Consider the following 24,360-nt stretch of genomic DNA (forward strand, 5'->3'; position numbering starts at 1 on the left):
CGCTCATCAGATCTTTCAAGAAGAATCTAAGGACGACTGATTGAATCGCCCATCTACTCGCCGGCAGATTTGGTCCTTCAGGGCCGATCACCGGTTATTGGTGACGAGGAAGTCGGCTAATGTTCCAGAATTGAGATCGGATTCTGCTCTGAGACCGCTTTCCCGTACGCGAAGCGTTAATTGGCCTATGTATACTCCGAAGCCTTTTTGCCGGACTGGCTGGGCCTCAATGTAATTGACAAGCTCTCAAAAACGCGATGGTCCCGAAGATAAAGTCCCTGATATGCTCGGTGGGCATCAGTCTCAATTCATCAATGAACGATAAGCTGCGGCTTCCGGGGGGTACCACTTCCATGAGGACCAACCTCAAAGACCACGCCTTCAAACTCTGGGCCATTGTTCCGTTGGCGATCGTCGGTCTGTTTATCGGAGAGATCGTGCACGTGACCCGTGCTGTCGAAGCCGGCGCATCGATTCCCTCGAAGGTCCGAACCATCGAACTCGGCGTTGGTCACACCGGCTTTTCTTATGCCCTCACCGTCGCCGTGAAGGACCCTGCTGAGCTCCAGGCCGGCGATGCCATCGCTGCAATATTGAAGGACGCAAGAGGAGAGATTGATCGGAAATGGCTGCATCCAGCCGACCTTGATTTCTACTTAACCCTCCGGCCGCGAACCGATGGGCCGCTCACGGTGACCCTTGCGAGTTCGTCCGGATCACACTTGCCGGATATTGCAACAGCTCTCGCCAGAGTGCCCGAGGAGGCAGCGGCCTCGATCAAGGGCCCGAAGCGCGGAGTTGTTGCGGCAGGACCGAATGGCACCTGGCAGAATGCACAGCCCTTCGAACTGGGCCAGACGATCTTTGGTGGCGACGATCAGCGTCCCTACTCTCCGGCGCCGAACGAGGACCGCTACAAGGCGATGCTCAGGGGCTTTCAGTGGTTTAGATTCACCTATCGCGGCAAAGGGCCTCGCCTTGTCTACTTTGTCCTGAACGTCACCGACCGAGACGTGCCGCTGGACGTGGACATCTTCCATTTGGGAAAAGGAAACGATGGAACGCCTGATGTTGTTCCCTACTCAAACGGCGAATTTGTCTATCGCATCGAGGCCACGCAGAACTATCCCGGCCTCTACAAATTCCGAACCCGCATCCTCGAACCAGGCCGGGAATACTATGTGCGCGTAGCCGCTAATCATCCAGCCTTTCAACTGCACACGTATGAATATGGCGTGCCACCCTACACCGACCCGCATCTGGCGGTGCGTTCTGGCATGGATTTCCTGATCAACATGGGCGACACGTGGCTGTCGAATACACCGCGCAGAGGAGCAGTAGCACTACGCACCGTAATGCAGCACTCCGAAACCCAGCTCTGCATCGCTTGCCACCCTTCCCAGTTCACGACGCGGGGCTATCTGAGGGCCGTTGAAAACGGATATGCGCCGACCCAGCGCCCGGCACTTGAGTTTTTAACCGATCGCATTTACAACAACACGCGGCCGCTTTACGGCGAGCCGGGTGCAAATTGGGTTCGAGTTATTTATACGGCGCGCACGGTAGCCAGCCGACTACCCATGATCACTCGACAGTTCGAAGAGAATGTGACCCACGATGCGCCGCGGCAGAACTTCGACGTGCCATACGCCCAATATCTGAAGATTCACTATAAGGGCCTGACCAAGATGCCGGGCGATGAACCGGATGGCTGTGAGCCTGACGTGAGCCCCTTCGAAATCGCCGATCAAAGCTGGCACACCTTCGACATGGTTCAGCACCAGACGCACGACGAATCGTGGCGGGCAGAGCGTGACCATGTCGAGAGACTCGCTCTGGACTACGAACCGAAGAACCTCATCGACGTCGCCTGGGAGGTCATGATGCTCTCGGAGATTGGGCGCAAGAGATACTCAGGCCAGATCGATAAGCTCATCGCTAAAGCCTACGAGTACGAGAATGCTGAAGGCGGATGGCCGTACCAATTCGACAAGAAAGCCAAGCCCGCGGACTTTATCTCCTACAACATGGTTCTGGCACTGGCAGAGGCCGGGCGTCGGCCTGAGACCGACGCTCACATGGCTCTCGCGGTCAAGGCCATGCTCGCTGCGCAGCGTCCCGAAGGCAGTTGGGAGGGCGACCCCGTCTATCAGGGATTCAATACGCCATTCCGGGCCACACAGTTTGCGGTGATGGCGTTGTCAACACTCTATCCGGGAGCGACTAAAGAGAAGAATTGGAATGCCGGGAACGAGGCACCGGTTTCTAAACTCGACACGAGCGACTTGCCTTTATTGCTTGAGCAACTCGATCAGTTTTGGGATCTCGCACCCGAGCCGGTTCTAAGTCAAATCCGGCACGTCCTGGTCCACAGCGACCAGCCGCTGGCACGCGAGGCCGCAGCACGAGCCTTGGGGCACATGGCCGATCCTGGTGCTCTTCCCGACCTGATGAAGGCGCTGGGCGACCAGACGAAGATGGTCCAGACGAGCGCAGCCTACGCGATTCGCATGATTCTCTCCCGCCGCACGGAAGCGGCGCCGGCCGGACGCACCATGCTCATCGCCGCGTTGCGCTCAGGTGATGCTCGGACCCGCTGGGGAGCGGCACGTGTGTTCAACCAGCACTTCCGCGATCTTACGGGCGATGTCGAGTTGCTTCGCGCACTTGAAGACACCCTGAATGATCCAGTTCCCTATGTGCGCTTCGAGGCCGCTGCAGGTATCTGGCGCTGGTACTACTGGCAGGTTGATAGACCCGAAATGCGGCGTACCACGCTCGAGTCCCTCGCTGTTCGCATGAACACCGAGACCGATCCAATGGTACGACGGGGGCTCGAAGAGAGCATCTACGACCTGCTCGACGAGAACACTGGTTATCTATCCGCCTGGGTACGCACCTCAGGCACAAACGACGACAAAGAAAGGATAGAGAACGGATACGAGCAGGTTGTAAGGGACCAGGCACAGGTACTCGCAAGGGTCTTGCGCAACGCGACGCCGCTCGGCCGCAAAGGCATCTTAAATGCGCTTTGGGACTTCCACATCCGCCACTATGCGTTGCCGAAGCTCAAGGGCGACACCGTTTCCATCGGGCTTCCAGCAGTGCTAACGAAATATGTGCCAGGGGTACCTGATCTGCATCGCGAAGGGTACGAGTATCCGCCGTATCGCGAAGCCGTCGATTTTACCTACGACGTAAACAACGGTTTTTACCAAACACGTATCGGCAACGATAGCGATCTGATTCACTTCTTCAAGAGTTCCGGGCCTGAGCTTGAGGACGCGCTGCTTCAGTGTCTTAAGAATGCCGATGACCCGATAAAGATTGAGGTGCTGAAGGCGGGCAGCACTCTGAGCGAGGCTGGTGACGCACGCTTTACGCTGGCTGCTCTCAACCTATCACAGGATCCGAACTCTGCTGTGCGCGACACGGTCCGTTACGTATATGAAGGAGGCCGACGTGGCATCCTCAAGCTTGACTCCTCTGATACACCGAATCCAGATCTTGTTCGGAAGGTGATCGAGATCCTGAAACATGGAACTCCTGAGAGTCAGGCAGTGGTTCTGCCGCTGCTTGCTGCGCTGCCGACCCATTCCGCCTGGACCCGAGAGACTGCACTAAGGGAGGCGCTCAGTGCGATGCTCGCGGTACGGCCGCAACCGTCCAACTACGCGCAATTGCTCTTTGCCGCTTCGTCATTCCCCTCTCTTATGAATCAGCCAGCGCTGCAGGAGCAAGCGCTCGAGGCTTTGAACTCGTCAAATCCCGATGTCCGTCGCGCCGCAGTAGACATCGCCTTGGAACATTTTCTTACCGATCCAGCCGTCGGGCCAGCTTTGAAAAGCGCACTCTCAAAGCTTAGCCCCGTTGCACAACGTACATTCCTCGATGAAGTAGCCAACCCCGAGTTTCTGAAGAAGCGCCTCGGACTTTCTGGCGGAGCGGTCTCGCAAGATCAGGATTACCTAAACCGTAACGCAGGTATCAAGCAGCCACGGACGCCCCTTGAATATCCACTTGTGGTCGACGCCGTAATGGACGATCTGCTCAGCCCGGATGCAAACGTCAGTGCAGCCGCTCTTGACACTCTTGGCAAGATCAAGCAAATTGACAAGCGGCCGGAGTTTCGCTCCGCGATGGAGAAATTGAACCAGTCAAGGAATCCGCGGCTCAAACTCATCGCTACACGTGTGCTCGAGGGCAAAGACCTGCATGACGCCCTTCGCGATGTCGAACCGGGATCGGTCCTCGATTTCCGGTTCTTCGAAAGCAAGGTAGAGCCGATCCTTGCTGCGCGAGGTCCTGACGGGCTTGCGTGCGTTTTCTGTCATTCGAACCACGTTATCTTCAAGCTTCAGCCACCGAATGCCCAGGGCGCATTTTCAGATCAAGATAGCGAAGAGAACTACAAGTATGCGATGCGTGTGGTAAACGTCACTGATCCTGCTCAGAGTCTGATCCTCATCAAGCCCACGAGACCGACGGACAGTGCCGGGGACGTGGGGGACTACCTGGCCACGCACAATGGCGGTCAGCGCTGGCAATTGAACCAGAAGAGCCGCGAGTACCAGACGATCCTGGAGTGGATTCGTGGCGCACGAATGGAAACTGCCGCGAGCGATCACCGGAGCGCCTCGAACGTGAAGAAGCAATCAAACTAGAGACCAGCGAGCGTTTAGCTGGCATCCGGCCGCTTCCTCGTAGGGAGAAAGGCTAGTTCACTATTGAGATCCATACGTTCCGAAAGCATCTTTGCCGGGCTGGCTCGGCGCCGCTCTAACGCGGCACAAGCTCTCAAAAATGACGTGGTCTCAACGATCAAAGGCACTGTCCGAGGGGATAACGTCTCCAACAGACAGAAGTCCGGAAGCATGAAATAGCACGATGGTCACCAGCTCGACACTCCAAATCACCATTTCGCCGATGAATTTCTGCTTCAGTCGGATCCATGTCTCCCGAACGCGCTGGGGTGCGAGCCCACTCTCCGTTCTGCTTGGACGTGCTAGTGCACTGTGCGCATCCTTCAACTCATAGATAGGCAACAATTGATGCGTCTCTTGTACAGCCGCGTGCAGAGGCCTAATGATGAATCATCGCTCCCGTCCAGATCAGATATGCAAAAGACATTTTTGACTAGGCGGCCTAGCGCGGACGAAAGGTACAGATCAATTTATTGCCCAAACTTTTCGAGATCGTTGTCTAACCCGCGTGCGCATCTAAAAGAAATGGGAATGCTCTGCCGACTTGCCTCTTCAGCCACAATCACCGAACTTACCGATCGGATGAATGGCTGCGCCGACAAGGACGCTCTTCCCTGTTCCTGCTCAATAGAGTTCTTGAGTGGCGATCGCCTTAGCACGTGGTTGAGGAGTGTAGTGCCAGCCGACAAGTAGTACGCAATAAAGTAGGGCCACGCCCAAGGTCCCCGATGGTCGATGAGAGACGTTTCAAACAGGCTTTCATGAGATTGCGGGCATTTCGATCGCACATCTTCGGCTCAATCACTGAAGCAATGGTCGCCGAGTACCATGGGATACTTGATGCTCTACAAAAAGCCTCAGGCGAGGATCTCTGCAGTTTTCGCATATCGCCAACCGTGATGCTTCCGCGCGTGGAATCGCAAATTAGATATTCCAGATCGGTTGCGCGCTACTCTGATTTTGAGACCCAGTACACCTCGAAGAAGTTTTGCGAGAAGGCAATCTTTATAGAATGTGTAGACAGCCTGATCGCAAAGCTGAAGGAGAAGCCGATAATGGACGGCAGGTGGAAGCTTGATCGAACTGATGAATGATCAGTCTATCGAATCAGCATTCGAGCACCGGGTTGAACTAGCAGGAAACATTCTCATCTTCAGGATTGAAACCTGTGCGCGGGACTTACTCTGTGCGGTCTCGGACAACGTACGGTTCGAGCACTCTACGATGAACAGGAGTATCTCTGTCGAATCTGTAAGACTCGAGACTCCTTCCTTCAGTACTCAAGAGATCACATTCGCACTACTAATTGATCATTGAGAAAATGCAAGCCGGATGCAGAGCGCGCAATTGGCATCCACACCCTGGGGTACTTGCATCCGAAACGTTCGGGTGGTGGGTATGGCGCAGATAATCAGAAGCGGGAATGGATATGAATTCATTGAATTAGGGCCGGTGGGCAAAAGGCTCGTAAACGCGTTCCAACGTAATCATCCAGGGCTTTGCCTACCAAGCCCAAACCCTGCATGCCGCTACATAAAGATCGGCACTCAGGAACAGAACATGCAATTGGGATTATTAATCGCGGAAATCAGAGCCTCAGATTTGGAATCCAAGCCCGAGGCCGCTGACCTGCATCAAGCCAAAAGCTGATATTTTCTCTCGGAGCATGGCCTTAAGTTGAAGCTACTCTCTCGTGCTAGACTCGGGTATTCATCTCTGACTCTGGGCTCTTTGATGACCAACTGATCTTCCCGTTACACGTTGGCTAAAGCAAATTTGAACTGCGCATCTGAGGTCCGATTACTTCTTCTCAGCTGATTTCTTGGCACCCTTCGTCGGAGCATCCTTGGCTTCGCGGTACCCGGCGGTCTTAGCGTCGGCTTCTGACATGAACTTGCCATTCTTGGTCGTACCATACTGTGTCGCATCTGCCTTGTGGTAGACCTTGGTATTCAAGTTGACCCAGACCAGACCCTTCGCCTTTGCATCCGCAATATCGGAGGCGCTTGGATGGTCTGCCTGCACTTTGGCCTTCGCAGATTTCGTCTGCGATGCTGGCGACGGCGGCGCCGTTGATTGAGCGACCGACAGCAGCCCTGAGGCTACAAAACCAAGTACCAGAAAACGAAGCATTTTCATCCGTCCGAATCTCCCTTTTTTAAGCTGATGACGCAGGTCAAACCGTCTTCCAGGCGAAGTGTCTAGCAGGGTGATAGAAGATGTCAACTAATTTCACCCGCCAACGAGTGCCAACCGCCACAGCGGGCAGTCCCATTTGGAGCTTACTTTGCAGCTTGCTTTACAGTTTTCCCGCTTCCGAGTGCTAGAACGTCAACAGAAACTTCGCGCATTGAGTTCTTGGGAATATGAAGTCGTGCAGCTGCGGCTTGGGATAGATCAAGTATTCGACCCGACTGGACAGGTCCGCGGTCATTGACCCGTACGATGACGCTGTGGCTATTCTTCGTGTTGGTTACCTTTATCTTCGTACCAAAAGGCAGAGTTTTGTGTGCTGCGGTCAGCTTCGACTGGTCGAACGTCTGCCCACTGGCTGTGATATGCCCGTTGAGAGCATCTGAGTAGACTGCAGCCAATCCTGTTTCCTTTTCCCCTGTCGCGGGCTGTAAGGCCGAGGCGTTCATAACCAGGGCTATCGTCAATGTCACGTACCCAGCGATGTGTCGGTTCACGTGTTCTCCTCGAGATAGAAGTCTTTCTGGACGAGCGAGCGCCCAAAGTGCCTGAGCATTTTCAGCATTGCTACAGGAAGGATGCGTTCGCCAGGTCAGAAGAAGTAGCGGATCATGGCCAATTTAAAAGCACTCAGTTCGGTGGAGTAGACAGAAATCGTTCAGTTCATGATGAAGTGGGAAAATTTAGGTCCTGCTTTTCGTCTAATGAATAATGCAGTTAGCACGACAATCTCTGCATCTGAACGTATCCGACGCTGTTCGCCACCACGTCTTCAGCCAAGACTCCAACAAGTGATGAAGCTGATAATCGTGCTGGCATCGTGTGCGACCTATTTACGAAGCGGACGTAAATTCGCCCGACCCGATGCGGCCCGGGAGGTGTTCTGGGTATGCGACAGAGTTGTGTTTTCAGCTGTGTAGATCGCCTGGGAGTCCGCGAGGGTGAGGCAGATCACATCAGGCTGCGATGAATGATCTGGAGTGGCTGCAAGCGGACGAGCGTCTCAGGCGCCCCATTAGAACAATCCCGATTGCCAAAAAGATACCCCTGCGGAGGCAGGGGTCGCAAAGGTATCGTTCTATCAGTTCGATTCACCTTTCCCAACGGGCGTTGTACTGCGACTTGAAGCCGCAACCTGTGCCGCTGAATACAGTCCCGCAGAGAGTAGCGGGATTGCGTTGGCTCCCCCATCGGATGTCACAAGGTTTGCAGCTGTTGCATCAACGTAATTACACGTGCTCACGATTGCTTCGAAGCGAAAAGAGCTCTTGCCGCGTCCAAGTCTTCTGGAAACACATATAGAAACGAATCTTTGCCTAACATGTCAGAAGGGGTCGTTCCTAACATTTCTGCCATGTCTTCATTTACGTAAACGGTCGCACCTTTCGCGTCGATTATCCAAAGGCCATCAGGTTGGGCAGAGGTCGACTCAGGTGTCATCTTGCTGATGATAGCGGGAAAGGCGAGAAGGCGAACATTCGCTAGGTACTGAGTGGCCGAATCCGGCCCACCGGATCAAGAAAGTGTGAGCCATCTCGACGCGTCTTTGCTGTTCAAGCTCGAGAACGCACGAGCTCGTTAAAGTTCCGACCTCGACCGTCCCGACTTGGTGTAGCCAGGCCTCTCTGGCTTGTCGTCAACCAACGCGGGCGGCCAAATCATCTGCTGTCCGCAAAGGCGCAGCACTGCTCGTACTGCAAGGCGCGTGAGCACAAAGAGCCCTCCGAAGGCAGCCAGCACCGGCAGCGCGACGGCGCCCGCCAATCGATCACTCTTGCTCATAATCTATCTCAGATGCTGCCACCCCAATTCCGCGCGTGCAATAATGGCAGCGTCCCATGCCCTCAAATCCCTACAATGTCCCGGAGGTCACAATGTCGAGCAATGACCTGGCTCATTTCGCGGTGGTGCGATTCAATCTGAAAACGGATCAACGACTCGTTGAAACTGTGGTACGGAGCCGCTATGAGGCGGAATTGATGGCCATCCGGCTAGAAGAAAAGCTCTCCGAGCTTGATCGTGCAATGGGGTGGACTGTCCAAACCGAAGCCACTGATCTGCCGCTCACGGGCACTACAGCCTGAGGTACGCGTCGGGTGGAGATGTACAACCCTTTCTGGCGCAGGTAGCAGGTTCTCAGAGAAATTCGCGCGCGCGAGGGGGCAAAAGACAGGCGATTTCCCAATTGAACCGCCCCGCTCTTCCATGGAACTACTCCGTTCTGATTGCCCTTAGAGGATCGATGCTGCAGGCGCGCATCCCGGGCGCCCATACCGCGACGAGAGCTACGATGATGAGCACCACCGGCGCGAAGAGTAAGGCCACTGGGTCCCATGGGCGAACGGCGAAGAGAAAGCTTTCCATGAATCGGGTAAGAACGGGGGCTGCAGCGAGGCCGACCGTAATCCCAATCAGCGCCAAACGCATTCCTGACCAAATTACAAGTTTACGAATTGCTGGCCGATCCGCGCCGAGCGCCATTCGGATTGCCATCTCCTGATTCCGCTGTGCGACGGAGTAGGCCAGCACGCCGAAGATTCCTACGGCAGCAAGGATAAGGTCCACACCTGCGAAGCTTGTGAGCAGCAGCATATTGAACCGATCGCGTGCGGTTGAGCCATGCATAACATCTTCCATGGTCTGTATATGACCAACGGGGAAGCCGCCGCTGGCGATGCGCAGTTGTTCGGTCACTGGAGTGATGAGGCTCTGAGGCTCGGTACGCGTTCGAACCACCCAGAGCAGAGGTTGCACGTTTGAATAAGACGCGGTGTATGCGTCAGTAACCTGAGTAATGGGCACAAGGAGCACCGGCTCTGGGGGGCGCCGAGGCCCGTTTGTGTGCGTGTCTCCTACAACACCAACGACCGTACAGGTCGACTCGTTCAGACCCGGACCCAGGCCGCGGCTCACGTCCACCTTCTGGCCGACAGGATCCTGATTGTGCCAGTAGCGGTTGGCCATTGTTTCATTAATGAGTGCGACATGGGGCGAAGAAGCAGTGTCGTTCTCCGTGATGTCGCGTCCGCGCAGAACAGGAATCCTGAAGACGCTGAGATACCCGGGTGAAATACTCATCCAGCTGCTGGCGTACTGATGATCGCGATCGAGCGGTTGACCGAGGATTTGAAACGGTAATGCGTCACCTACATAGTTCGGCAGCCAAAAAGCGGCAGCGGCGATCTCTATGCCGGGCATCGAATTGAGACGCTCGCGACCGTTACGTGAGAGTTCGGCAACGCCCGCAGTCGTTTCGAAGCGGTCGCCTGTGACAGACATTTCCAGGGTGAGCGTGTTCTGTGCGTCGAAGCCCGGCTTAACGGTATGGAGAGCTCGCAGAGTGCGAATAAGCAGTGTGGATCCGATTACCAGTACGAGTGCTAAAGAGAACTCAAGGATCACCAGGAGTGAACGCGTCTTGCCCTGCCGCAATCCTGTTCCAGAGCGATTGGGATCATCTTTCAATGCCGAATTCAGATCTGTGCGCAAGGCGACCAGAGCCGGGAAGAGACCGAATAGAACTGCGGTGATGAGGGAGATAACCAGAGTGAAAACTAAGACACGCCAGTCGATCGCAACTTGGGAACCGTTCTCGCCTATTCGCGGCAGATCGGCTGGGCTTATCGTGAGCAGACCACGTACACCTGCAAACCCAAGGGCGAGGCCGAGAAGACCTCCTGCTAACGAAAGGAGCACGCTTTCGATCAGGAATTGGCGCACGATGTACATGCCTCCGGCTCCGAGCGCGCAGCGAACAGCGATCTCGCGCCTGCGCGCCGTAGCGCGCAGCAGGAGCAGATTCGCGACATTCGAACAGGCGATCAAGAGCACCAGGCCGACCGCCGCCAGCATTGTTGTCAGGGACTTGCGTGAATCTCCCACAATACTGTCGCGTAGAGGCTCGATGTGAAACTCCAGCCGCTGGTTGGTGTCGGGGTATTCTCTTCGGAACTCGGCTGCAGCGAGCTTCAGCTGGGCTTTTGCCTGAGCCAAAGTCACTCCGGGCCTCAGCAGAGCAGCCACACGGAAATAGCTGTTGAAGTCGCTGCTGACCTGCGGAAATTGAAACGGTAACCAGATATCAGCTTGAGGCTGGGGGACGAAATCTTTGCCGAGAATGCCAAGAATGGTGTACGGCTCATTGCCTAGCAGAAGGGATTTGCCCACGATCGCCGGATCGCTTCCGAATCTTCGCTGCCACAGCCCGTAGCTGAGCACCACCGCTTTCCCACCGTTAGGAAGATCCTCCTGCTGCGTAAAGGTCCGGCCCCGCATCACTGGAGCGTCAAAAAGACGGAAGTATCCCTCGGTCACGTGGATACCGCGGACTTGCTCGGGACGTTCCCCAGTCAGATTGAAGCCGGGCCCCGACATGTCGTAGGCAGCGACTTCCTGGAAGACGTTCGTCTGTCGCTGAAATGTGTGAAACTCCGGAACGTTCGAACGGAAGCTGGCGATGGTCACCGAACGTTGACCAAACTGCACGATGCGATCAGCATTCGGGTAACTGAGCGGTTTCAGCAATACCGTGTTAACCACCGTGAAGATGGCAGTGTTCATGCCAATACCCAGCGCCAGAGTAGCGATCACGGCAATCGCGAACGCCGGGGCTCTGAAGAGCGTCCGCAGTGAATGCTTCACATCGCTGGCCAGCCATGGCACGGGTTCATTCCTCGTCCAATTCAAGATACACGGGACTGCAGTGCAACTGGAAAACGAGTGGTACAGGCCGGTGGCGAGCCAAGTTGGAGCGCATATGAGCATAGATGGGCTGTTGGGCATACGAGGAATTGCAGCATGAGTGGAGCATGGTCTTACACGATTTTGGAATTAGATACGAGGCAGACAGTCCGGTGCTCCCGAGGCTCTCTCCGAGTTGTTTCGGGACTGGCAGAGAACACATACTCAATCATCTGCGGAGGCCTTGAGCCTGAGGCAGCAAATGGATGTCTGATCCTGCACGGGATGCAGGGGCCATCAGCCGTGAGGCAATCGTGCGCGATCCCGATCCGGGCACAATTCTCAGTCGCCGCAGCCGCTCTCGCAGCAGTGGATCTAGTCTTGCGTCCTGTCTGGCCACAGATGAAATCCAGCAATACAATTGCTCGAAACAGTAGTGCGATTACTTATTCGAAAGCGAAGGTGGCGACTCTGCATTCGCTCTCTCGCTCCACTTGGCTGCGAGTCCTGGATCCCCACTTTCCTTATAAAACTGCACGATGCGATCAGCGGCATCCGGCAAGTTCTGCAAATCTGGAGCGTTCATGGTTGCCCGTTGTCGCACCATTCCCTCGTAGCCCGAAAGCAACAACGGTTTCGCATCCGCGAACCTTTTCTGTCCCGCTACGCTAGCCCCGAGCAGGCTCTGGGCCATGAACCATTGCCAACTGTCGGGCATTACCTTCTTGTACGCTGATGAAGCTTCCTTGAAAACTGCCTCGGCGTCGACATATCGCCGTTGTCGCAGCCGCACCTCACCTTCCGCGATTAGGACGATCAGAGTGTCCGGATGCTCGTTGCCGAATAGATGGCGTCGACCATCGAGTGCTTTGGACAGCAGAGGTTCTGCCTGTGTATAAAGTCCTTCCTGGGCATAACACTGTGCAAGTTCAAACATGCTATCCAAAGTCAGAGGGTGCGCATCTCCTAGGGAACCCTTTCCAGTTGTAATCGCCTGCGCGGCTATGGTTTCTGCCTGCTTTGTTTTGCCTTCGATTCTATAAAGCCCCGCAAGTACGTTCATCGCATTGATGGTATGGCGATGTTTGTCTCCTAGTACGCGGCGGTAGGTGTCGAGCGTCTTTCCGAGAAGAGGCTCTGCCATCGCGTACTTGCCCTCTTCTGCATACACAGCGGCGAGATTGGTCTCCGAGTCGAGAGTCTCGGGATTATCATCACCAAGTACGCGGCGCTTCCGATCGAGTGCAGTATGGAGATGCGCCTCAGCCTCAGCGTGCTTCCCTTCCATGTCTTCAGTCGCGGCTAGATTGCCCATAGCTCTGAGTGTCTGCAAATCGTCTTGTCCGAAGACTCTCTGTTCGACCGGCACCAATCTAGCAAACATCGCCTCCGATTCCGGATAACGACCTTCCTCGGCGTACGTCACAGCGAGTCCATTCATGGCCATCAACGTGTCACGATTGTCTCGCCCGAGATTGTGTTCTTCCCAGTCAACCGCCTTCGCATAAAGCGGCTCGGCCTGTTTGATCTTTCCGCTCCGTTCATAGACCGCCGCGAGACTACCCATGGCCGCTATTGTCTCGGCGTTGTTCTCTCCCAATTGCCGGCGACGTAGAGCCAATGCGCGCTCCATCTGGCGCTCTGCTTCGGGATAAACACCAAGATCAATGTATGTTGAACCGATCGTGTACCGGATCGAAGCTTCGACCAGAGGTTGATTTGCAAACCTTCCCTCGACCCGGGCGGCAGCGCGGTCTAGTGCAGTGCGCACCTTAAGATCAGGGTCAGTCTTGCTCTGGTTATAAGTACTCGCCTGAGCCAGCAGATCCTTGCGCAGGAAGTCGTTGACTGCCTGCGCGATCTGCGACTGCTGCTCCGCCCTCTTTTCTGCCTGTCGAGCTCGGATAGCTTCCCAGGTGCTCACCACGAGACCGAGCACAAGCACAACAAATACCGCCGTCGCTCCAGTCACCAGTGCCTTGTGTCTTCTAGCAAACTTCTTGAGCTGATAACCCGCGCTCGCCGGCTTTGCTGTGATCGGCTCATCCTGCAAGTAGCGCTTAATATCTGCTGCGAGATCGGCTGCAGAAGCGTAGCGTCGGTTTTTGTCTTTTTCGAGGGCCTTCGCAACGATCGTTTCGATGTCGCCCCTATACAGGGGGTCCACACTGCTAAGCGGCGCCGGATCCACCCTCTGGATCGTGTGCACTGCCTCGTGCAAGTGCCTCGATAGTGTGTAGGGCATCCTTCTTGCAAGCAGCTCGTACAGGATTACACCGAGGGCGTAAACGTCGGTGCGCGTATCGACCGCCGCCGGATCAGCCAGCACCTGCTCAGGACTCATATAGGCCAGCGTTCCCAAGAGCTGACCCATATCAGTCTGCCGGGTCACCTCAGCGTCGGAGTCGGTCGCATGCGCAAGTCCAAAATCGAGAATCTTAGGCTGACCACTCTCGTCCACAAGGATATTGCCCGGCTTAAGGTCACGGTGAATGATGCCTCGCTGGTGCGCGTGTTGTACCGCATTGCATACTTGGATCATCAACGCCAGCCGTCGACTTGTATCGAGCCTGTGCTCTTCTGCATACTCGATAAGTGGCTTCCCGTTGATAAGCTCCATGGCGAAGAACGGCTGAATCCCAAAGCTGCCTTCGGCACTTCCTGCTTCGTAAATTTGCGCGATTCCTGAATGATGAAGTCGGCCCAGTGCCTGCGACTCTTGGTCAAACCTCCGCAGCAGTTCAGGACTCGCCCACGCAGCTCGGATCACCTTTAGCGCAACACTGCGTCTTGGCTGATCCTGCTCAGCTTCATAGACTGCCCCCATCCCTCCCTCACCCAAAAGGCGAACGATCCGATAGCGGCCAATTGTCGCAGGTAACGAGCGATTTAAACCGTAATTTACGGGATTGGTCCCGATGGTAGGCGCATTATTGAACGAACCTGCGGGATCGCACTCTGTAGTGGGGTCGTCGGACATCCTTGTGCCTCAATAATAAGGTCGCAGAAGTATACCGCGACCAGACAACCATCTTGAACCCTGCGGCCCCGATATCAGCGATCCCTATTGTCCTTCCGCGAGACAACAGGAATAGCTAATTCAGCAGGTAGACGCGCTCCACTTCTCCCCAGGATGATGGAAGCGTCGGATTCATCCTGCTGAAAAACGGGTTGCGGTGCTCCGGCAGGCTAAAGCCAAACGTAACGAACTGCACGGCAAGTTTATTTGTACCCCGATTGACCAGAGTGGCCCCGCTCGCCTGCAGCGGCCCCGACGTCTTCGGCTATACCACTTTCGCGCCGAAAGGGGCCTTGCTTTTATGTCCGGGCACAAGTGCAGTTTTCGGGCAAATCTAAACGGCGACAGCTTCGAGAATCGAATAGCTGCTCTGGGTCGGCAAGACATTCTTGAATGGAAACCCGGCGCTCTCAACGAGCGCAGCGTGTTCGTTCCGGGTTCGCTCCCGACCACCGGTGATCACCAGCATCACGATGTCCAGGGCATTTGCAACGTGAGCCTCGCTCGATTCAGGCATCAGTGTCTCGATAATCAATAATCGTGCGCCAGGACGAGCCGCCGCGCGGATATTTTTTAGAATCGTTCGGGCCTGTTCGTCGTCCCAATCATGGATCACCTCCATAAGAAGGTACAGATCGCTGTGCGGAATACCTCCGGTGAAGAAATCGCCGCCGACTACCTGAAGCCGGTCGGACGCCGGAACGGATGAAACGACATGCGCTTGATCGAAGAGGAACCCGCGCACATCGGGAGTGACCTCCAAGATGGCCTTTACTAGGTGGCCTTTTCCGCCTCCAACGTCAGCGACCGAACTACTGTAGGAGAAGTCGTAAGCGCCAAGTACAGCGTGAATGGCTGCGCGGGACTTTGCCTCCATCGCGTCATTGAATAGCGCTCCTTGCGCTGGATTGTGCTGAAAGAAGTGGAAGATACCTTCCGGATCGATCTTCAGGGACCCCCTCTCTCCAGTTCGAACTACGTGCTCGATGTGTCCAAACGAGTTCCACATGGCTGGCATTCCGATCATGCGAGCGAATGCGCGAATTGACTGAGGATGGTCACTTCGCAGCAGCAGAGATAACGAGCTGTGGGCAAAGCCCGCTTCTGTTGCTTCGAAGATCCCACGCGAGGAGAGCGCCTTCATTACTCGTCGCAACGCATTCTCGTCCACTCCGCAGCTTCTCGTGAGGTCTGCCGCGCTGACGGGTGCGTCCGCGATATGATCGGCCACGCCGATCTCAGCCACAGCGTACAGGCACCGGGAGAGCCAGTACCCCATCGCCAGTTCAAACATTATTGCCGGTGCAGGAGTTTTGGCCGGTGCATTGATCGAAGATTCGAGAGTCTTCGCGGCTGTGAACTGCATGGATGGACCTCCCGGGTAGAGAGTTTGTCAATGCGAGCATATCTCCGGTCTCCGATCAGCCTCAATCCTTTTTTCACAGCAAGCAGAAGTTGGGCAGAACCTTACGGCGCAGGCTGCCCCGCACTTCTGCGAGCCGTATTCATGTTTGCAATCCCACACTTTTCAGCACTCCAAAACATCGGATCGGCGGTCCCCCTTCGACCTGTCTCGGCAGCCAAAGCATCGTGCTTCACTCCTTCTGGTCATCACTGTCATGGTTGTAGACTGGCAGCCCATCAGCGTACTTGTCCACGAGAAAGAAGGGTGAGTAAGTGATATAGGGTTTTGATGAGGAGGATCCTTGCAATGCAGGCAAAGGAAATCGTGCAGCGTTATGTCGACGCATTCAATGAGGGCGATGTAGATAAGCTGTGTGGCATGTTCGCGCAGGACGCCGAGATATGGGGCGTGCTGGGCTGGGGAACTCCGGAGCAGGTAAAACCCATTTGGAAGGATTTGATTGAGTGTCTTGAGATAAACCTGAAGGTCGAACAGATGATTCAGGAGGGAGGTACAGTGGCAGTGCGCTACACCGAGCGGGGCCGATCTGTAAAGAATTTCCGGGGACTGGGGCCGACTGGAAAAACCTACGAGATGACGGCGATGGAATGGTTTGAGGTGGAGGATGGGATGATTCGGCGGCGGTGGGGCGCACGGGATTCGGCCACCCAGAGCCGACAGCTCGGCTTCAGTGAATAGCAGGCCGAACTGACGGGAGAGCGAGTCCTTTCATGCTCGACGCCTATGAGCGGGAGCACGCCCGACACTAAAACCGGCCAAGGGTTTTTCCTAGTTGTTCGGTAGATGACTCCTGAGTAGAGTTGGCCGGCTGAAAGTAAGGCGGCTGCGCGAGCCGGAGAGGAGTGGCGACCAGTGATCAAGATCATGGATTTCAAATCAAAAGGAGCAACTCTCGATGTCCTTGCTCTTTCAATCTTTCTTGTCGCAGCCCTGACGTTTGTCTGTTTGCTGCTTTGGCGCTGATCAGTCAAGCAGTGGGAGCCTGCCGCAATGATTCCCGAACTCACGATTCGCTATGGCCGACGATCTGCGGCCACAGTCTGCAGAGTGCTCCTCGGGTGGCCACAGATGCCCAAGCCGACTCTGAATTCACTGGTAGCTCCCACCTGATCCTCTGGTTTGCGGGCCAGTTCATCGATCACAGGAAAAGAAGCACCAAGGCGACCCGTATGGGTCGGCTCGACCGTACATGTTCCATTTGGACCCGCCGAGACCAAGCAATCGCCTCGACGTATTCGAAACTGAGTCGAGGCTGGCTCTACCACGCTGCGGGCCGAGCTAGGCCGACGGGCCTGTACCGGGCAAGACGTCCCAGCAGGTACTGGTTAGATCATGTCGTCCTCATCCTCGTCTTCGTCCTCATCGTCCTGGTCAGGGTGTTCATCGGTCGGCGCGCCGTCCCTGGACTTCAGCATGAAGCCGAGCGCCGGGCCGAACTCGTCATCATCCATCACTCTGTCGCAATTAAGCATATGCTCTGACTGCCTTTTCTCATCTTCTTGGCTGATGTCCTCGCCGGTGATCACATATTTCAGCATCTGGAGAATCTCATCTCTGTTGATGTACAGCATCAGCTCAACAACCTCAGCCCGCACGGTGAGATGCGACAGGTAAAGCAGGTAGTTACTTTCAAAACATGATTAATGAACGGAGCATCCCGTCTGGCACGTGCATGGGGCAACCGCGAAGTGCTTCATTGCTGAAAGGCACCCTGCGTGATACACGAGATCAAACGTAAGCTTAGAGAACGATCAGCACAACTTGTGACGCACTTCTACCTCGGGAATGTCTGCCGTGTCGTTGTATACCCTATCAAAGTTCGTTATTCCCTCATATACCTACATAGTCTTGTCAGCGCCAATTCCAGGGTTGTTGTAGCAGTCCCGCCATTCACCGTTCTCGGTCCGATAGATCAATTCTGAGTACCGGTACAACAGCGGAGGGAATTGCCGTTGCTTCCATTTGCGAATGGGTGACTGTCCACTGCTTACCTTTCCGTAGGACGGTGCTCCCATCTTCAGGGATGGGGACTTCGCCCTTGGGATCCTGATCAATTTCTGCTGATTCTGGATCGCCGTTATATATAAACATCACTTCCTTTTCTGTAAAATCCGGCATAACACCTCCAGTTCTTCGGTGAGATGCGGCGTGGACCTAGGAGTTTTCCTAGGTCCTTGCCGGATGACCAGCCAAAAGGAGGCATGCCATACGCCTCATATACCGGGAGTATCACCGTCAGCTCGATCCGTCGTCTTTAGGGTTAAGAATCGCCGACAATACCCCAGCAATCTCTAAAAGCGACTAGCCCAGCGGACCCGAAACGATCGTTGGGGTGCGATGCCAGTGCTTCATCGCGAGTGTCGCCGTGCTCAAATGGCAAACCCGAGCCGAAGCTGGCTCCTGCTGCAAGTCGCAAACGCGAAGTGATTGGAGATTCCCAACGCGTGGCCATCGTGTTTCGCTGGTCCTGGGTGGCTGGAAAATGACCTCTGAGCTCGGAGGCGGCAATATGCGCAAGCTTCCTGAACGCCTGCCGCGTTCGTATCGGCCATCGATCCTTTGAATACCAGTGGGCTGAACTTTCAACGGAATATTGATTTCTAGCTGTTTATCTCCTCGCAACAGCCACAAAAAGTTCTTCACACAACACCATTTCCACGGCGTAAACTCGCGCGTAAGCTGGGTGTTCGCTATGGCGGAGTATCAAATTTTCGCACCGCATGAATCGCGATGGAACTACCGATTCGATTTGCCCATACTGCTACGTAACAGTGGCGACGTCTACGTGGGAAGCAGATTTGGAGCGTGCTGAGGAAGCTCACAGGTGCGAGGCCACGCGGTTATTGGAATTCGGAACATTCCACAAAGCTCCATTCCGACAAACCTGGGTTGGGCCGAAAAGTCTGAGTGAAACGAGATAGTGAAGTAGCGAGGATTCTTCAGTATTCGGGTCTCCATTGGCGAACAGAATTGTAGAACTCATCCGGCCCTAATCTGATTCCGCGAGCACTTCTTGAGCACCGCTTCTTCGCCGCGCGGGTTAAGACCGATCAGATGAAAGACCGTCTACCCAAGATCAGTAGTTTGACGTTTGTTCGCCAGTGCCGGCTCAAGGCGTCGCCGCACGATCATCGCTTCTGCCCCCCTGTCTTTCTCACCTGTGGAACCGTCCGCGATTTCTCCAACTTCCTCGTGTATCGGCGTAGTTTGGCAGTCTCCGGCGCCTTGTAAGTTGTTGAAAGTACATTTCATTGAAGCCTTGACACGGAAGAGGTCGTTGGTTCGAATCCAATCGTGTCCCGATTTTGAGCAATAGAGAGATCTTAGGTTAGACAGAGCCGCTGGAGAGCCAGCGGCTTCGTTTTTTGTGGGCACCGGCTGGTGTGGACGCCGATTCTTCTTGGCGTTTTCGATACCAAGCTTGTTCTTGCAGCGACGAGCGGCGGCTGCTCTGGCTGGGTCAGATGCGCATGGGCATCAGGACGTAGCGGGAGCGGTATTCTGCGTCGGGGTCCTCGGGGCGGATCTGGCCGGCTGACTGGGAATCCTTGAACTCGAGCCGCACCTCACCTTCGTTCCCGAGTGCCTTCAGGAAATCGATGATGTAGGTCGAGTTGAAGCCGACCATAATCGGGTCGCCGGAGTATGGCGTATCGATGGTGTCCTCAGACTCGCCGCTTTCGGTCGACTGCGAACTGATCTTCAGCTCGTTCGATTCGAGGCGCAGGCGGATGGCTCCCGACCGCTCGTCGGCGAACTGGGCCACGCGCTGGATGGCGCTGGATAGTTCGCTGGACCGCACCACGGCAAACTTGGTGTTGTCGCGGGGCATGACTGCCTCGTAGTTCGGGAATTGTCCGGAAAGCCTGCGGGTGCTCAGGGTGCGATGGCCGACCTTGAAGAACAAGGTGTGCTCGTCGTCGGCGAACTCCACCTTCTCCGCGTCCGTATTGGCGAGCAGGCCCTGGAGTTCCTGGAGCGCCTTGCGCGGAATGAGTACGCGCTTCTCGCCGCTGATGCCTTCCATGGTCTCGCCGGGTTTCTCGACGAACGAAAGCCGGTGCCCGTCTGTTGCGACCATGGCAATGGACTCAGCCTTCAAGACAAGCAATGCGCCGTTGAGGGTGTAGCGAGACTCTTCGTTAGAGATTGCGAAGATGGTACGAGCGATGAGGGTGCGCAGCGCAGCAACCGAGATGCTCGTTGATGCTACGGATGGGAACTCAGGGACCTGGGGGTAGTTCGCGCGCGCCATGCCGACCATCTTGGTGTTGGAGCGTCCGCTGCGGATCTGCACCCAGTGATTCTCGAGCAGCTTGATCGAGATATCGCCATCGGGGAGCAGCTTGATGTAGTCGTAGAGTTTGCGGGCAGGGATTGTGCAGGAGCCGGGCTTCTTAACCTTGACGGCGGCACTGGTACGGATGGCCTGGTCGAGGTCGGTCGCGGTGATATTCAAGCGATCGCCGTCAGCCTCGATGAGGAAGTTCGACAGGATGGGGATCGTGGTCTTGCGTTCCACGACGCTCTGGGTCGCGGTCAGTTCCTTCACCAGTTCCTGGCGGCTTACGGTAATCTCCATCGCTGCCCCCTGTGCTGCCGGCTTCTCAACTTCCGTTTCCACGATCGGCATAGTTCCGCTCCACTCCAGCCCGCCGTCGCCCCCGCGGATCGGCTGACCTGGCCCCCCAATTGACGTCCAAGCTGCAGCGCCGCTTGGCCCAAGGCTACACCACGCACTCATCCCCGCGAAACGGCTGCTGTTTCTTGCATTCGATTTTATGCATCTTCAGGAACTGTTGGCGCGTGGAAAACCGGGTATCTTCTCTGGATCGCAGGTCCCAACCATTCGCTCTAGAGATCGAACCTGGTGAGTGCTCACCGCGGGTGCCAGCGAGGCAAGAAATTTCACTCACCCGATTCCCCTATCGGCGATACGGTTAGGTGGGGTTTTTAGAGATTCAATAAATAACAAAACCAGTAGTCCCCGTAGTTCTCTGCGGAAAAGTGGAAACATAGATTATGTCTTTGGCTGTCAGGGTATTCGCGAGGGCTCTGATTTCTAAAACGCGCCTGTGGGATTCAGGGCAAATGGAAAAAGGGCCCGGCAGACGAGTTCTGCGGACCGGTTTTCCCACCGCTTTCACAAGCGGGATCGAAGACGCTGTGGATACGGCATGCGTTCTGTGCAAGATACGTCCTGGACCGCATCAATACTGCTGTTCTCCGCGTCTTGTCATCCACAGTTGACGCCTCTTCCACAACCTCCACAAGCACGAGTTCCGTTGCGGAAAGCTGGGCCCAAATCGGGCACGTGTGGCACTGGAGAAGATCGTTGCGAAGCCCGGCATGTTGTCCGTATCACCCGTGGTGCCTAGCAAGTTCATCTGGAAGATAGAGTTTTCGTGCGGCTTCTATACTGAAGGCTGGTATGTCTTACCAGTCCGCTATCGATCATCTTGCCGCCATGGCGCCGGAACTGGCCACGCAAACGGGCCAGCCGCGCCGTAAGTTCTCGCTGGATGAGATCGGTACGCTGCTGGCGGCACTGGGCAATCCGCATCGGACTTTCCCGTCAGTGCTGATTGCCGGAACGAACGGTAAGGGATCGACGGCGTCGACGCTGTGGTCGATACTAACGTCCTCGGGTCTACGCACCGGGCTCTACACGTCGCCACATCTCAGCCGGCCCAATGAGCGGATCCGGATCGACGGAGTTGAGATTGCAGACGAGGATTTCGCAAGCACGTTCTTTCGGGTTCGGTCTACCGCCCAGCGGCTGGTGGATGAAGGCAAGCTTGCGCAAGCTCCCAGCTTCTTTGAGGTGCTGACTGCGATGGCTTTTCTGCACTTTGCGGAACCGGCAATTGAGATCGCGGTTCTCGAGGTGGGGATGGGCGGCCGCCTGGATGCAACGAACATCGTGGATCCGCTGATTTCGATCATCACCGATATATCGCTGGATCATATGGAGTGGCTGGGACCCACGATCAGCGACATTGCGCGCGAAAAGGCCGGGATCATGCGCCACGGCGGAACGCTGGTGACGCTGCCGCAGCACCCCGAGGCGAACCAGGTGATCGGCGAGGTGGCGACGTCGCTTTCGGTGCTCGGGGTCAGCGCGGTTCCGTTCCTGCCGGCAGGTGAGGCGCCGGGGCGTGCAGAGCTTGAGCCAGTCCAGAGCGCTTACAACCTGGAGGTTCTGGGTAAGCAGATCGAAGTGGATTCCCCTTTGCGCGGCTCGCATCAGCACCGGAATGTTGCCTTGGCCATTGCAGCCGCGGTCGAGCTGGCTATCAGCCACGGGTTTCCGATCACGGCGAAATCCATTGCGGATGGGATCCGGAATACCCGATGGCCGGGGCGTCTGGAGCGGGTGACCACGCCGGCTGCGGAAGGTGCTGCAACGCTGGAGTGGATCCTAGACGTCGCCCACAATCCAGCGGGTGCCTGGGCGTTGCGGGCAGGCCTTCGGAAGATGTTACCCAACCAGCAGCTGGGAACGCTGGTCTTCAGCTGTCTGCGGGACAAGCCGGTGGCGGAGATGGCGCAGATTCTCTTTCCGATCTTTGAACGCGTGATCTTTGCGCCGATCTACAGTTCGCGTGCGACTCCGATGCGCGATCTGATGGCGGCTGCAGCCTCCACCGGCACAAATGCTTCAGCCGCGGCATCCGTGGGCCAGGCAATCGACTTGGCGATTGAACAGACAAGAGAGCGGCCGGGCACGCCGATCGTGGTCTCCGGGTCTGTGTATCTGGTTGGGGATGTGCGGACCAGGCTGCTCGCCCGCCAGGCACAGTCGGTAAGCGCATAGGCCAGACTCCGTGACTCGACGACGACCTCCCGATCCGCTACCCCGATTGCACCGCTGGCGCACGAACGTGCTGCAGGCTCCGCTGTTTTTTCTGTACACAGGCTTATGCGGCAGCTGCTCTCTGTTCGCTTCTATGTGGGATAAGAGCGGGAGTCTTCAACACAGGATCGCGCAGACGTGGGCGCGCGGTTGCGTCAGGATCTCGGGTGCGCGTCTGACGGTCCGCGGCGCCGAGAACCTGCTGAAGCAGAGCGTTGCCGTGTACGCGGCGAACCACACGTCGTATATGGATACGCCAGTGATCTTTTCGACTCTGCCGTTTCAGTTCCGCATTCTGGCGAAGAAGGAATTGTGGACGATGCCCTTTATCGGCTGGCACCTAAATCGCTCGGGCCAGATTCCGGTAGACACTGTCAGCCCGAACGCGACGGTTTCCAGTCTAGGAGCAGGCGTGAGGGCGCTCCGTTCGGGGATGCCGCTCTTTGTTTTTCCGGAGGGATCACGTACGCCCGACGGCACCATGCAGCCGTTCCTTGCGGGTGCGGCGTTTTTGGCCATCCGCGCCCAGGTGCCTCTGGTTCCGATCGCGCTGAGCGGCGTGTACGATCTGCTTCCGATCCACACGCGGCACTTCTATCCGGGAGAGATTAAGATGAGCGTGGGAGAGCCGATTTCGACGGTGGGCCTCACGATCCGCCAAACAGGCGAGCTCAATGCGCGGCTTCGGCACGCGATCGAGCAGCTGCGCGAAGAGGCATCGCTCGCGGTACGCTGACAACACCTTCGCGCAACGATAAGGTTGCAGTTCATATTCTAGCGTGCTTCGATCTTGCCTGCGATCCGGTTGTACTCAGTCTTTGAAATGATGTGCTTCTTGACGAGCTCGTAGGAGTCGCCATAGGGACGGTTATCGATGATGCGGCCGGCGGTCTCGTCGTCGATGCCATCGAGCGCACTCAGGTCCTTGATGGAAGCCTTGTTGATGTTTACGGTGCGTTGCTGGCGGATTCCCTGCACTACTCCCTGAGTGACGGCCTTGGCATCGCGGACGGCGGTTGACGTGGCGTGAGCCGTCTGTTCCCGGATTGCGTCGGGGCTGCGGTCGTGAGCGTTACATCCTGCAAGCGAGAAAGCAGCCAGGGCAATGAGCGCGAAATTCTTCATCTGTAATTTGATGCGAGGCGGGGCGGAGAGGGCCCTGAGGTGTTGGACATCAGTCTAGGCACAAGCAAGAAATAACCCAGGTGCGGGTCGATGCATCCGAGCGTGGATGAAATTCGGCACCAGAGCATTTATGTCAAATGAGAACGGGGTGAGATGTGAGTAGCGATTCGAACCAAGCGAGTGAAGATCTTAAAAATGAAGGCGGAGCCGAGGAGGCGCCCTCGGATTCAGTACCGCCCGCGATGATGCCGGAGGAGAAGCCGAGGCGGACGCACGAGCGCTCGCATGCTGCTCACCTGCATGATGATCAGACGCAGCCTCATACAAAACCGGTCATTGATATGCGGGAGAGCAAGCT

17 protein-coding genes are annotated in these 24,360 nt (G+C 56.1%); 6 read left to right on the plus strand and 11 right to left on the minus strand.

The window, feature by feature from the left end:
• Positions 1-353: 353 nt before the first annotated feature.
• Together DHV10_RS07900 and DHV10_RS07905 are read left to right on the plus strand one after the other, a co-directional pair.
• On the plus strand, positions 354-4,664 hold the full coding sequence (locus tag DHV10_RS07900) for a HEAT repeat domain-containing protein (protein WP_162601315.1): 4,311 nt from the start codon (positions 354-356) through the stop codon (positions 4,662-4,664).
• Positions 4,665-5,431: 767 nt separating this feature from the next.
• Positions 5,432-5,797 (plus strand): hypothetical protein, encoded by a 366-nt coding sequence (locus DHV10_RS07905; RefSeq protein WP_109485825.1) that lies wholly within the window; start codon positions 5,432-5,434, stop codon positions 5,795-5,797.
• 706 nt (positions 5,798-6,503) lie between these two features.
• On the opposite strand, the gene DHV10_RS07915 is transcribed toward DHV10_RS07905, so the two are convergent.
• From DHV10_RS07915 to DHV10_RS07930, 4 genes are all read right to left on the minus strand, one after another.
• Positions 6,504-6,842, minus strand: a complete 339-nt coding sequence (locus DHV10_RS07915) for a signal protein (protein ID WP_109485827.1) — start codon at positions 6,840-6,842, stop codon at positions 6,504-6,506.
• 143 nt (positions 6,843-6,985) lie between these two features.
• Positions 6,986-7,393 (minus strand): septal ring lytic transglycosylase RlpA family protein, encoded by a 408-nt coding sequence (locus tag DHV10_RS07920; RefSeq protein WP_109485828.1) that lies wholly within the window; start codon positions 7,391-7,393, stop codon positions 6,986-6,988.
• 742 nt (positions 7,394-8,135) lie between these two features.
• The gene (locus tag DHV10_RS28210) at positions 8,136-8,336 is read right to left on the minus strand and encodes a PAS domain-containing protein (protein WP_109485829.1); all 201 of its coding nucleotides are present in this window, start codon (positions 8,334-8,336) and stop codon (positions 8,136-8,138) included.
• 138 nt (positions 8,337-8,474) lie between these two features.
• Entirely contained in the window at positions 8,475-8,678 is a 204-nt protein-coding gene (locus DHV10_RS07930; protein WP_109485830.1) for a hypothetical protein, read from the minus strand.
• Between the two features lie 92 nt (positions 8,679-8,770).
• On the opposite strand from DHV10_RS07930, the gene DHV10_RS07935 reads away from it, so the two are divergent.
• The gene (locus tag DHV10_RS07935) at positions 8,771-8,980 is read left to right on the plus strand and encodes a hypothetical protein (protein ID WP_109485831.1); all 210 of its coding nucleotides are present in this window, start codon (positions 8,771-8,773) and stop codon (positions 8,978-8,980) included.
• 127 nt (positions 8,981-9,107) lie between these two features.
• Here DHV10_RS07935 and DHV10_RS07940 read toward each other — a convergent pair whose 3' ends face one another.
• The 3 genes from DHV10_RS07940 to DHV10_RS07950 all read right to left on the minus strand — a co-directional run bounded on the left by DHV10_RS07940 (position 9,108) and on the right by DHV10_RS07950 (position 15,961).
• Positions 9,108-11,558 (minus strand): ABC transporter permease, encoded by a 2,451-nt coding sequence (locus DHV10_RS07940; RefSeq protein ID WP_204101366.1) that lies wholly within the window; start codon positions 11,556-11,558, stop codon positions 9,108-9,110.
• 460 nt (positions 11,559-12,018) lie between these two features.
• On the minus strand, positions 12,019-14,556 hold the full coding sequence (locus DHV10_RS07945; protein ID WP_109485833.1) for a serine/threonine-protein kinase: 2,538 nt from the start codon (positions 14,554-14,556) through the stop codon (positions 12,019-12,021).
• A 373-nt stretch (positions 14,557-14,929) separates the two neighbouring features.
• On the minus strand, positions 14,930-15,961 hold the full coding sequence (locus DHV10_RS07950; RefSeq protein ID WP_109485834.1) for a methyltransferase: 1,032 nt from the start codon (positions 15,959-15,961) through the stop codon (positions 14,930-14,932).
• Between the two features lie 345 nt (positions 15,962-16,306).
• Here DHV10_RS07950 and DHV10_RS07955 point away from each other — a divergent pair, with 345 nt between their 5' ends.
• Positions 16,307-16,699, plus strand: a complete 393-nt coding sequence (locus tag DHV10_RS07955) for an ester cyclase (protein WP_109485835.1) — start codon at positions 16,307-16,309, stop codon at positions 16,697-16,699.
• Between the two features lie 647 nt (positions 16,700-17,346).
• Here DHV10_RS07955 and DHV10_RS07960 read toward each other — a convergent pair.
• The 3 genes from DHV10_RS07960 to dnaN all read right to left on the minus strand — a co-directional run bounded on the left by DHV10_RS07960 (position 17,347) and on the right by dnaN (position 20,654).
• Positions 17,347-17,559 (minus strand): hypothetical protein, encoded by a 213-nt coding sequence (locus DHV10_RS07960; protein WP_162601316.1) that lies wholly within the window; start codon positions 17,557-17,559, stop codon positions 17,347-17,349.
• A gap of 352 nt (positions 17,560-17,911) precedes the next feature.
• Complete coding sequence (locus tag DHV10_RS07965; RefSeq protein WP_109485837.1) at positions 17,912-18,139, minus strand: hypothetical protein; 228 nt, start codon at positions 18,137-18,139, stop codon at positions 17,912-17,914.
• Between the two features lie 1,342 nt (positions 18,140-19,481).
• Positions 19,482-20,654 carry a DNA polymerase III subunit beta gene (gene dnaN / locus DHV10_RS07970; RefSeq protein ID WP_239461377.1) on the minus strand — a complete coding sequence of 391 codons (1,173 nt, stop codon included), beginning with the start codon at positions 20,652-20,654 and terminating at the stop codon, positions 19,482-19,484.
• A 798-nt stretch (positions 20,655-21,452) separates the two neighbouring features.
• Here dnaN and DHV10_RS07975 point away from each other — a divergent pair.
• Both DHV10_RS07975 and DHV10_RS07980 read left to right on the plus strand, forming a co-directional pair.
• Positions 21,453-22,838 carry a bifunctional folylpolyglutamate synthase/dihydrofolate synthase gene (locus DHV10_RS07975; protein WP_109485838.1) on the plus strand — a complete coding sequence of 462 codons (1,386 nt, stop codon included), beginning with the start codon at positions 21,453-21,455 and terminating at the stop codon, positions 22,836-22,838.
• Between the two features lie 10 nt (positions 22,839-22,848).
• Positions 22,849-23,613, plus strand: coding sequence for a lysophospholipid acyltransferase family protein (locus tag DHV10_RS07980; protein ID WP_239461379.1), 765 nt, complete (start codon positions 22,849-22,851; stop codon positions 23,611-23,613).
• Positions 23,614-23,651: 38 nt separating this feature from the next.
• Here DHV10_RS07980 and DHV10_RS07985 read toward each other — a convergent pair whose 3' ends face one another.
• Positions 23,652-24,002, minus strand: a complete 351-nt coding sequence (locus DHV10_RS07985; protein ID WP_109485839.1) for a helix-hairpin-helix domain-containing protein — start codon at positions 24,000-24,002, stop codon at positions 23,652-23,654.
• Positions 24,003-24,360: the final 358 nt, after the last annotated feature.

The sequence above is a fragment of the Occallatibacter savannae genome (assembly GCF_003131205.1).
GTDB classification, from domain to species: Bacteria; Acidobacteriota; Terriglobia; order Terriglobales; family Acidobacteriaceae; genus Telmatobacter; species Telmatobacter savannae.

Excerpts from the sequence above, each read along its gene's own strand:
- DHV10_RS07900 (WP_162601315.1), top strand. The coding sequence starts at position 354 with ATGAGGACCAACCTCAAAGACCACGCCTTCAAACTCTGGGCCATTGTT.
- DHV10_RS07905 (WP_109485825.1), top strand. The coding sequence starts at position 5,432 with ATGGTCGATGAGAGACGTTTCAAACAGGCTTTCATGAGATTGCGGGCA.
- DHV10_RS07915 (WP_109485827.1), bottom strand. The coding sequence starts at position 6,842 with ATGAAAATGCTTCGTTTTCTGGTACTTGGTTTTGTAGCCTCAGGGCTG.
- DHV10_RS28210 (WP_109485829.1), bottom strand. The coding sequence starts at position 8,336 with ATGACACCTGAGTCGACCTCTGCCCAACCTGATGGCCTTTGGATAATC.
- DHV10_RS07930 (WP_109485830.1), bottom strand. The coding sequence starts at position 8,678 with ATGAGCAAGAGTGATCGATTGGCGGGCGCCGTCGCGCTGCCGGTGCTG.
- DHV10_RS07935 (WP_109485831.1), top strand. The coding sequence starts at position 8,771 with ATGTCGAGCAATGACCTGGCTCATTTCGCGGTGGTGCGATTCAATCTG.
- DHV10_RS07945 (WP_109485833.1), bottom strand. The coding sequence starts at position 14,556 with ATGTCCGACGACCCCACTACAGAGTGCGATCCCGCAGGTTCGTTCAAT.
- DHV10_RS07950 (WP_109485834.1), bottom strand. The coding sequence starts at position 15,961 with ATGCAGTTCACAGCCGCGAAGACTCTCGAATCTTCGATCAATGCACCG.
- DHV10_RS07955 (WP_109485835.1), top strand. The coding sequence starts at position 16,307 with ATGCAGGCAAAGGAAATCGTGCAGCGTTATGTCGACGCATTCAATGAG.
- DHV10_RS07960 (WP_162601316.1), bottom strand. The coding sequence starts at position 17,559 with ATGCTGAAATATGTGATCACCGGCGAGGACATCAGCCAAGAAGATGAG.
- DHV10_RS07965 (WP_109485837.1), bottom strand. The coding sequence starts at position 18,139 with ATGCCGGATTTTACAGAAAAGGAAGTGATGTTTATATATAACGGCGAT.
- dnaN (WP_239461377.1), bottom strand. The coding sequence starts at position 20,654 with ATGCCGATCGTGGAAACGGAAGTTGAGAAGCCGGCAGCACAGGGGGCA.
- DHV10_RS07975 (WP_109485838.1), top strand. The coding sequence starts at position 21,453 with ATGTCTTACCAGTCCGCTATCGATCATCTTGCCGCCATGGCGCCGGAA.
- DHV10_RS07985 (WP_109485839.1), bottom strand. The coding sequence starts at position 24,002 with ATGAAGAATTTCGCGCTCATTGCCCTGGCTGCTTTCTCGCTTGCAGGA.